Raw genomic sequence first — 8902 nt, 5'->3', positions numbered from 1 at the left:
CTCGCCTCTACCGAGGATAGCGCCGAAACTGTCGGTGTTCGACGACGTCAGGCGCGTTTCGGGCATCCCTGGACCACGCGTCGCCGGGTCGTGCTGCGGACACCGCCGAGCACGACGCATAATGCACAACATGTCGAACGACACCGACCGACGCCCGCCGATCTCGACGATGCGAGACCTGCCACCGCGGGCGAACTCGCAGCGTCAGCAGCTCTCCGATGACGTCGCCGACTACGTCCGGGAGCTGATCATCTCCGGACGGGTTCGATCGGGCGAGTTCCTGCGCGCTGAGCCCATAGCCGAGGCGGTCGGCGTGAGCAACACGCCGGTGCGAGAAGGTCTGCTGCTCCTCAGCGGTGAGGGGTTCGTCGAACTGGTGCCCCGGCGCGGATTCATGGTCTCGGCCTTCAGCGCGCGCGATGTGCGGGATCTGTTCTGGGCGCAGGCCACGCTGGCCGGCGAGCTGGCAGCGCGCGCGGCGAAATCCATCTCCCCGCGCGACCTCGCCCGCCTGGCCGACATCGTGGGTGAACACGAAAAGGCGGTCGCCGATGGTGCCGAGGCCGACCGCACCGTAGCCCTGCGCGAAGAATTCCACCGCACGATCGTGTCGGCCGCCGAATCGCGTCGGCTCGCGTTACTGCTCGGCTCGATCGCCAAGCAACTGCCGAGCCGGTTCCACCGCGACACCGACGACTCGCTGGACTTCCTACCGGCGATGCTCGAGGCGCTGCGGAAGGGGCGTGCGAAGACGGCGAGCAGCCTGATGCGCGACCACATCATGTCGGGAGCCGACGCGCTGATCGCGACGCTGGAGCAGCAGGACCGACTTCCTGCGGAGAAATCCACCGCCCGGTGAAAGGAATCCGGAGCGTGATGCGGGTAGTCGACTACGCGTGAGGTCACCGAGCCCGGCGACGACGATGGCGTGCACATCCATCGCACCGCCGGCCCCGGGAAGTGATCGCCATGACCGCCATCCACACACCGACGACAGCCGTGAGTCCGGCGAGCGATGCGGTACCCCGGACCGGCTACATGCCGGGATTCCTGGCCACCAGGATCGAGGTGCCCGCACTCGACGCCGAGATCGCCGCCGACGCGGTGCGCCTCGACGGCTCCGCGGTCGTCCCGTACACCCACTTCTCGCTGGTATTGAGCGCTTCGCGGCGCTTCGCCCGCTGGGTGGGGTGGAATATCGACGGCGCGTCGATGAAGCGGATCGACCGGACCGGCATCGAGTTCGTCAAGGACGCCCGGCTGCCCGCTCAGGCGCAAGTGGGAAACGAGCTCTACCAACGCAATCGGCTCGATCGCGGGCATCTGGCGCGACGCGCGGATCTGCTGTGGGGAAGCATGTCCGAAGCCGAGCAGGCCAATGTCGACTCGTTCTTCTACACCAACATCACGCCGCAGATGGACGACTTCAATCAGAGCAGCCGCAACGGTGTATGGGGCAGGCTCGAGGACGCCGTGTTCGCCGACGTCGACATCGACGACCTGAAGGTGAGCGTGTTCGGCGGACCGGTGTTCGCCGCCGACGATCGCGTCCACCGTGGCGTGGCGCTGCCGCGCGAGTACTGGAAGGTGATCTGCTTCGTCGAGGACGGTCGGCTGACGTGCCGGGCCTTCCTGCTGACCCAGCGTCTCGACCACCTCGAAGCCCTCGAACTCGACGAATTCCGCGTCTTCCAGGTGTCGGTGACCGAGCTCGAGCAGCGCACCCGGCTCCGCTTCCCGGACGCCGTGCGAGCCGCTGACACCCTGGCGCTCACCGAGTCGGCCGGACCGCGTGTGCCGCTGACCACCACCGCCGACATCACCTGGTGAAGGCAGCGTCGCGCCCGCTTCTACGATGGGGCGATGGTTGGTGCTGTCCTGTCGTTCACCCTCGCCGCGGTCGTACTCGTCCTGCTGCCGGGGCCGGACACGCTGGTCGTCGTGCGCAGTCTCGTCCGGGGCGGGCGCCGGGCCGGGATCCGCACGGCCGCGGGCGTGCTGTGCGGGCTGACGGTGTGGGTCGTCGCGGCGGTGCTCGGGCTGTCCGCGCTGTTGCGCGCCAGTGAGGTCGGCTACGAGGCGCTGAAGATCGTCGGCGCCTGCTATCTGGTGTGGATCGGCGTGCAGTCGCTGAAGGCGCTGCGCAGACCGATCGACGCGGAAATCCTCGATCCGTCGGGGTCGACGGCGCCGCTGGACCGGGTGGGCAATTTCGGCGCCGGCTTGCTGACCGACATCCTGAATCCGAAGATCGGCGTGCTGTTCGTCAGCTTCCTGCCCGGATTCGTCCCCGACGGCTACTCGCCGGTGTGGACGACCTTGGGCCTTGGCGCGGTGTACATCGCGCTGACCGCACTGTACTGCGCCGCGCTCGTGGTCGCCGCCGGCTCGATCTCGACCTGGATGCGGACCGCGCGCGTCCGCCGCCGCGTCGATGCGCTCACGGGGGTGGTGCTGGTCGGGTTCGGCGTCCGCCTGGCGACCGAATCCTGATCCCGTTCAGACGATTCGTTCGTCCGGCTGGGTCTGCGTCTGCGGCGGATCGCGTTGCAGCTCCAGCCAATAGCTGAGCACGACCACGGCGTATCCCGACACCAGCGAGCCCACGGCCAGAGCGCAGAGCCCGCCGATGAGGGCCAGCAGTGTCACCACTTCTGTCCCGGCTCGGCCGACCCGCCGCGACGATCCCCGCGCAGCCGATCCGTTCGCGCACGCTTGGCGGCATCGGCCAAGTCGGCGATATCGAAAGCCAGTGAGCGTCCCTCCCGGACGAGATCGCGACCCGAATCGGTGGCCGCGCGCCGGGCTTTGCGCTGATGGACGGCCACCGCGGCACCCACCTCGCGCGCGAACTCACGCAACGCCGCCAGATCCTGCGTCGCCATCTCGACCCACCCGCCTACTACCGTTGACACCAGCAACCTCATCGTCGCCACCCCGCCGGACTATTGAGTGAACAGTTGTGCACTGACATCACCACGTTATCCGGTAACGGGGGTACCGGCAAGTGTAGGACTCCGCAAACGCCGCAGTCCCGCTGCCGCACCGCGACTGCGTCTTCGAGACGGCAGCAGGGCCCGGTCGCGACGGGCGGGCAGCACCGGCTTCGGCCTGGCCGTCGCGGCCGCGGTGGTCGAGGCGCACGGCGGCCGCATCACCGTCGACCGCCGTCCGGGCCCGGCCTCGTTCGCCGTCGCCCTCCCCGACCGTCCCGAAGCGGTTCTAGGGTGAGGCATGGTCGAGTCGGATTCGGCGGCATGGCGCGACACCGTGCTGGTGCCGCCGCCGTGGACGCCCCTGCAGGTCGCCGCCCGCTGGTGGGTGCGCTACGGGCCGGGCGTGGCGGTCAAACGTCGACTGCTGCGTGAATGGCTCGACGTCGGCCTACGTCAGCACCCGCGCGTGGCCAGAACCGTACGGACCCGCCATGGTCGGCGTTTCCACATCCCGACGACGCTGGACTTCGTCGCCCGCGCGATCTACCTGCACGGCTGCTGGGAACCGGTGGTCACGGCAGTCATCGCGTCCCGGCTGCGGCCCGGCGACACGATGATCGACCTCGGCGCGGCCGGCGGCTGGCACACGGTGCCGGCCGCCCACCTCGTCGGGCCGAGCGGATCGGTCGTCGCCGTGGAGCCCGCGCCCGCGGCACAGGAGCAGCTGCGCGCGAATCTGGCGCTCAACCGCTGCGACAACGTCCGCGTCGCCGCCGTGGCGATCGCCGCCGAGTCCGCACCCGTGCGGCTGTACGTGCCCGATCGGGGCAACGCGGGCGCGACGACCACGATCCGGCCCGGCAGTCACATCGCCGAGATCGTCGTCCCCGGTGCGCCGTTGGCCGACATCGTGAGTCCGCGTGAGCTGGCCCGGGCGCGAATCATCAAGATCGACGTCGAGGGCGCCGAAGGTATCGTGCTGACCGACCTGGCCGCGCTGATCCCGCGACTGCGGGCCGACTGCGAGATCCTCGTCGAGCTGACGCCGCGCTGGCTCGCCGGTACCGGCCACACCGTCGAACACCTGCTGGAACCGTTCACCGGCAACGGATTCCGGGTCTACCGGATACCCAACTCCTACGCGCCGCAGGACGCGCCGGTGTTGCTGCGACGGCCGCCGCCGCTCACGCCGTCGACCGGAGCGCTCGACGGCCAGACCGACCTGCTGCTCTCCCGGGCCGGGCCGGACCCATCGACGATGCCGCTCAGGGCATTTCGACGGTTTCGGCCCTGGCGACTTCGTTGATGGCGCGCAGCACCGACTGCTGGGCGGGCACCCGCGCGGTCGTGGCCAGATAATCGATCAGCAGAATCGCCGCGGGCCGGGGATCGGTCGGCGGGCGGTCCTCGCCCTCGTCGATGCCCAGCGCACCGGTCAGCGCGCTGACGACCGCGGCCGCGTCCAGTCGAGGCAGCCACGTCACCGACCGTCGCACCACCGCCTCGAGGACGTCGCGCACGTCGTCACCGGTGAGACCGTCCGGATGTGCGATCTCGAGCAGTTCCCGCACGATCGCCGCCAGCACCACGTCGACCTGATCGGCCGGCAACTCGGCGAGATCGCCGGTGGCGGAAGCGAATCCCGGCTCGTCGGCGGCCTGCGCCGCCAGCAGGGCCGCCTCGATCGCGGTCGCGATCTTGCGGGCCGGTGCGGGCCACTCGGTCGGCCACATGGCGCGGGTTCTCCTCACGGATCGGTGCGCACCTGCGTGCGCGAGCGGGTGCCAGCCTAGCGAGGGCGGGTGACAGGACCGCGGGGTCCCGTGCGACCCACCGTGATCGGTTATCCTGGAGGCGATCTCAGGAAGGCTTCGCATGCCCATCAGATTCCGTCAGCGCAAGTCGTTCGGCCCGCTGAAATTCAACTTCACCGAATCCGGTCTGTCCTCGTGGAGCATCAAGATCGGCCCCTGGACCTGGAACTCGCGCACCCGGAAGAACAGCGTCGACCTGCCGGGTCCGCTGAGCTGGCGCCAGCGCTGACCGAACCACGTCGTCAGCCTGCCAGCGGTGTCTGCTCGCTGACGATGTGGGTCATGATGGCCACCGCATGGGCGAGGACGGAGATGTCCTCGTCGGAGAGCTTGGACAGCTGCTCGGTCAGCCATTCCTCGCGGGCCTGAGCCTCGTCGGAGAGCAGGGCGAGGCCGGATTGTGAAGCGGCGATGATGATCTGGCGCCCGTCGGTCGGGTGCGGGGATCGTTCGACCAGGTTCATATCCGTGAGGGACGCGATGACACGGGTCATCGACGGAGGCTGCACGCATTCCCGGCCCGCCAGCGTTCCCGGTGTCATCGCGCCTTCTCTGGCCAGCGTGGACAACGCCGAGAGCTGCGTCAGGGAGATGTGCGGATCGGCGCGCCTGCCGCGCAGGCGCCGGGCGAGCCGCACGGTGGACAGGGAGAGATCACCGGCGAGAGCGCGGGTGTCCGGCAGAGGCGAGGTCATATCCATGAACTTTACGAACAAAATGGCCTCGACGGCTACCGATCGGCAGGGACCGGGGGCCAGATCCCCCGGAACCACCGCGTGGGACGAGGGTGTTCAGTTCGCGGCCGGGCCGTAGTCGAGGTGGATGACGCCGTTGTCGTAGACGTCGGTCGACAGCAGCGCGAGGGGAGTCTGCTCGCCGTCGACCCAGAACCGCTCGCCGGTGCCCAGCGCGATGGGGTACACGAACAGGTGCAGGTGGTCGACGAGGCCGTCGCGCAGCAGCGCGCGGACCAGGGTGCCGCTGCCGCTGATGTAGATGGTGCCCTCGGTCTCGTCCTTGAGCTTGCGGATCGCGTCGACGTCGTAGGCGCCGAGGCGGACGCTGTTGGCCCACTGCTCCTTCGGCTCCTGCGACCCGACGATGTACTTGGTGGTCTCGTTGAAGAACGGGGCGCCCGGGTCGTCCTCGACCGTGCGCGTCGACCAGGCGGGGGCGAACATCTCGAAGGTCTTGCGGCCGAGCAGGATCGCGGTGGCGTCGCCGGTGATCGCGCCGAGGGTTTCGCCCATCTTCGGATCGAATCCGTAGGCGACGGTGAACGACGGATCGTCGTACATGCCGTCGAGAGCGATGAATTCGTGTACTGCGATGGTGCCCATGATGATGTCCCTTCGGTGGTTGTCGTCAGCGGTGTCTCGCTGTCGAAAACTACCGTGCCGGGACCGCCTTACGGTTTGTTTACGGTGGCGCGCGGGCGCACCGAAACCGTCCTCGGCAGTGCGCGGGACCCCCGGACAGAACAGTCCCCGGTAGCGTTGATCCGACACCATGAACCTCAGTCGTCGCTGACTGCCCTGGTCGTCCGATCTGCTTGCCGGGGGCCTGGCCGGAGCCTGGAAAATCGTCGCCACTGTCGACGGACGTCTCCGCTCGGCCGTGCGGCTCTTTTCCGGTTTTCCGGTATATGTCCAGTGTTCTCCGGATTTCGCCGGTGTCAATACCTGCGCCTACCCGAATACGACGGAAAATGGGCATTGTGCCGGCGGTGGGCGTGGAGGACAGTGGGTATGTCCGGTGGTGCCCACCGGGGCGCCGCCTTTACCCAGGTAGGAGGTGGCTCGTGTACGCACGCTCCAGCACAATCGCGGCCCAGCCGTCGTCGATCGACGGCGGGATCGCATACCTCCGCAACGACATCATGCGGAATCTGCCCGAAGTCCAGGGCTGGGTCGGTCTGTCGCTGATGGTGGACAGGGCGACAGGACGCTGTATCGCGACGACCGCGTGGGAATCCGAGGAGTTGATGCAGGCCAGCAGGCCACACGTCCAGATGCTGCGGGACGGCTTGGCCCAGGCGCTGAACGGACCGGTGGAGAAGGTCGAGGAATGGGAAGTGGCGGTCATGCACCGCGACCACCTGGCCGGCCCGAACGCGTGCACGCGGTGCACGTGGGTGCAGGTCGACCCGTCCGCTGTCGACGGCGCGATCGAGACGTTCAAGGCGCAACTGCTGCCGGAGTTCGAGAAGCTCGACGGTTTCCGTAGCGCCAGCCTGTTCGTCGACCGGGCCACCGGCCGCGGCGTCGGCTCGACGGTGTGGGCGAGTCGCGAGGAACTGGACAGCAGCCGTGAGCACGCGGACCGGATCAGGGCGATGGCGACCCGGGTCACGGGTGCACAGATCGTCGACGTAGCCGAGTTCCGGCTGGGATTCGCGCATCTGCGCGTGCCCGAGATGGTGTGATCCCCGACCATCACACGTCGCGCCCGTACGGTGGACGGCATGGGCGAACGTGTGGTGGTCATCGGCGGCGACGCGACGGGGATGGCCGCCGCGTCGCAGGCCCGCAGGCTGCGTGATGCTGACGACCTCGAGATCGTGGTGTTCGAGAAGGGACACCATTGCTCGTATTCGGCGTGCGGCATCCCCTATTGGGTGAGCGGGGACGTCGACGCCGCCGACGATCTGATCGCCCGCACACCCGCCGAGCACCGTGATCGCGGGATCGACCTGCGGCTGCGGACCGAAGTGCTCGACATCGATCCGGCCGGTCGCCGGGTGCGCGCGCGTGATCTCGGCACCGGCGCACAGTCCTGGACCGACTACGACAAGCTCGTCCTGGCGACCGGCGCGACACCGGTGCGGCCGTCGCTGCCCGGCATCGATGCCGACGGCGTGTACGGCGTGCAGACCCTCGACGACGGGCAGGCCCTGATCGACGGGCTGGCGGCGGCCCCGGGGCGCGAAGCGGTGGTCGTCGGCGCCGGGTACATCGGTGTGGAGATGGCCGAGGCGCTGGTCACCCGCGGATTCCGGGTCACCATGGTGACCCGGGGCGCCGAACCGATGTCCTCGCTCGACCCCGACATGGGCGCACTGGTCCGGAAAGCCATGGAGGGGATGGGAATTCGGGTCGTGCCGGACGCCGAGGTGACGGGTCTGCCGACCGGCGCGGACGGCCGGGTCCGCGCGGTGACGACCGCCGACACCGAGTATCCGGCCGACGTGGTGGTCCTCGGGATCGGCGTGCGCCCGGCCACCGACCTGGCCCGGCGCGCCGGGCTGCCGCTGGGCGAGTCCGGCGGCCTGCTCACCGACCTCGCCCAGCGTGTGCGCGGGCACGACGAGATCTGGGCCGGTGGAGACTGTGTCGAGGTGTTCGACCTGGTCTCGGGCGCTCTGCGCTACGTGCCGCTGGGCACGCACGCCAACAAACACGGCCAGGTCATCGGCTCGGGCGTGGGCGGCGGCTACGCCACGTTCCCCGGCGTCGTCGGCACCGCGATCAGCCGGGTGTGCGATCTGGAGGTGGCGCGCACCGGCCTGCGGGAGAAGGACGCCGTGCGCGCGGGTCTGCAATTCCACCCCGTCACCATCGAATCCACCGGCCGCGCAGGCTATTTCCCCGGCGCCGCGCCCATGACGGTGAAGATGCTCGCCGAACGCCGCACCGGCCGGCTGCTCGGCGTCCAGATCGTCGGTCGCGACGGCGCCGCGAAACGCATCGATACCGCGGCCGTCGCGCTCACCGCGCGGATGACGGTGGAGCAGGTGATCTCGCTCGATCTCGGCTACGCGCCACCGTTCTCGCCGGTCTGGGACCCGATCCTGGTCGCCGCGCGCGCCGCGGCCCGCGCGGTGGTGCGCGGCGAGTAGTGCCTCAGCCGGAGCGGGTCGCCAGGTAGATCAGCAGGCTCAGTCCCAGGGCGAGGGCGCCGAGAATGCCGCCGACCAGCGTGTCGGCTCGATTGGTCGCCTCGCCGCGCTCGATGCGGTCCCACCCGAAGAACGCCGCCGTCACCGCGGCCACGGCGGTCGGAGCCGCCAGGAATTCGCCGGCGAACGGGATGAACGAGAGCACGAAGGCGACGATGCCGAGCACCAGCGCCGACAGCCCCACGCCGTTGCGCGGGGGCGGCGAGACCTCGGGGTCGGGCATGCCACGAGGCTAGCCGGTCTCGGCCGTCGGC

The 8902-nt window shown here is 69.4% G+C and carries 13 protein-coding genes and 1 pseudogene; 8 read left to right on the top strand and 6 right to left on the bottom strand.

The genetic code is table 11. The features are described from left to right. Nucleotides 1-130: 130 nt before the first annotated feature. The 3 genes from V8688_RS01550 (at nt 131) to V8688_RS01540 (ending at nt 2493) form a co-directional block, all read left to right on the top strand. Nucleotides 131-859 carry a GntR family transcriptional regulator gene (locus tag V8688_RS01550; protein ID WP_342799987.1) on the top strand — a complete coding sequence of 243 codons (729 nt, stop codon included), beginning with the start codon at nt 131-133 and terminating at the stop codon, nt 857-859. 110 nt (nt 860-969) lie between these two features. Further along, nucleotides 970-1830, top strand: coding sequence for a DNA/RNA non-specific endonuclease (locus tag V8688_RS01545; protein WP_342799986.1), 861 nt, complete (start codon nt 970-972; stop codon nt 1828-1830). 33 nt (nt 1831-1863) lie between these two features. Continuing rightward, nucleotides 1864-2493: a LysE family translocator gene (locus V8688_RS01540; RefSeq protein WP_342799985.1), complete on the top strand. Its 630-nt coding sequence runs from the start codon at nt 1864-1866 to the stop codon at nt 2491-2493. Nucleotides 2494-2499: 6 nt separating this feature from the next. Here the strand turns inward: V8688_RS01540 and V8688_RS01535 are convergent, their stop codons facing one another. Beyond that, the gene (locus tag V8688_RS01535) at nt 2500-2649 is read right to left on the bottom strand and encodes a hypothetical protein (protein ID WP_316574211.1); all 150 of its coding nucleotides are present in this window, start codon (nt 2647-2649) and stop codon (nt 2500-2502) included. After that, a complete protein-coding gene (locus tag V8688_RS01530; protein ID WP_342799984.1) occupies nt 2646-2915 on the bottom strand; it encodes a hypothetical protein in 270 nt (89 codons plus the stop codon). Before V8688_RS01530 ends, V8688_RS01535 begins: the two co-directional genes overlap by 4 nt. A 160-nt stretch (nt 2916-3075) precedes the next feature. On the opposite strand from V8688_RS01530, the pseudogene V8688_RS01525 reads away from it, so the two are divergent. After that, nucleotides 3076-3231 (top strand): annotated as a pseudogene (locus V8688_RS01525) (ATP-binding protein); the annotation flags it as partial. A 3-nt stretch (nt 3232-3234) separates the two neighbouring features. Beyond that, nucleotides 3235-4242 (top strand): FkbM family methyltransferase, encoded by a 1008-nt coding sequence (locus V8688_RS01520; protein ID WP_342799983.1) that lies wholly within the window; start codon nt 3235-3237, stop codon nt 4240-4242. On the opposite strand, the gene V8688_RS01515 is transcribed toward V8688_RS01520, so the two are convergent. Next, nucleotides 4202-4669, bottom strand: a complete 468-nt coding sequence (locus tag V8688_RS01515) for a hypothetical protein (protein ID WP_342799982.1) — start codon at nt 4667-4669, stop codon at nt 4202-4204. The genes V8688_RS01520 and V8688_RS01515 overlap by 41 nt on opposite strands. Nucleotides 4670-4811: 142 nt before the next feature. Here V8688_RS01515 and V8688_RS01510 point away from each other — a divergent pair, with 142 nt between their 5' ends. After that, nucleotides 4812-4979 carry a DUF4236 domain-containing protein gene (locus V8688_RS01510; protein ID WP_218721039.1) on the top strand — a complete coding sequence of 56 codons (168 nt, stop codon included), beginning with the start codon at nt 4812-4814 and terminating at the stop codon, nt 4977-4979. A gap of 13 nt (nt 4980-4992) precedes the next feature. On the opposite strand, the gene V8688_RS01505 is transcribed toward V8688_RS01510, so the two are convergent. Next, nucleotides 4993-5445 (bottom strand): MarR family transcriptional regulator, encoded by a 453-nt coding sequence (locus tag V8688_RS01505; protein ID WP_342799981.1) that lies wholly within the window; start codon nt 5443-5445, stop codon nt 4993-4995. A gap of 96 nt (nt 5446-5541) precedes the next feature. Beyond that, on the bottom strand, nt 5542-6090 hold the full coding sequence (locus V8688_RS01500) for a dihydrofolate reductase family protein (RefSeq protein ID WP_342799980.1): 549 nt from the start codon (nt 6088-6090) through the stop codon (nt 5542-5544). Between the two features lie 461 nt (nt 6091-6551). Here V8688_RS01500 and V8688_RS01495 point away from each other — a divergent pair, with 461 nt between their 5' ends. Then, complete coding sequence (locus V8688_RS01495) at nt 6552-7175, top strand: hypothetical protein (protein ID WP_218721042.1); 624 nt, start codon at nt 6552-6554, stop codon at nt 7173-7175. Between the two features lie 39 nt (nt 7176-7214). Then, the gene (locus tag V8688_RS01490; RefSeq protein WP_342799979.1) at nt 7215-8588 is read left to right on the top strand and encodes an FAD-dependent oxidoreductase; all 1374 of its coding nucleotides are present in this window, start codon (nt 7215-7217) and stop codon (nt 8586-8588) included. Between the two features lie 4 nt (nt 8589-8592). Here the strand turns inward: V8688_RS01490 and V8688_RS01485 are convergent, their stop codons facing one another. After that, nucleotides 8593-8871: a hypothetical protein gene (locus V8688_RS01485; RefSeq protein ID WP_218721044.1), complete on the bottom strand. Its 279-nt coding sequence runs from the start codon at nt 8869-8871 to the stop codon at nt 8593-8595. Nucleotides 8872-8902: the final 31 nt, after the last annotated feature.

The organism is Nocardia sp. No.11, assembly GCF_038752175.1.
Taxonomy (GTDB): domain Bacteria; phylum Actinomycetota; class Actinomycetes; order Mycobacteriales; family Mycobacteriaceae; genus Nocardia; species Nocardia canadensis.
This window is presented reverse-complemented; position numbering and strand designations above follow the sequence as displayed.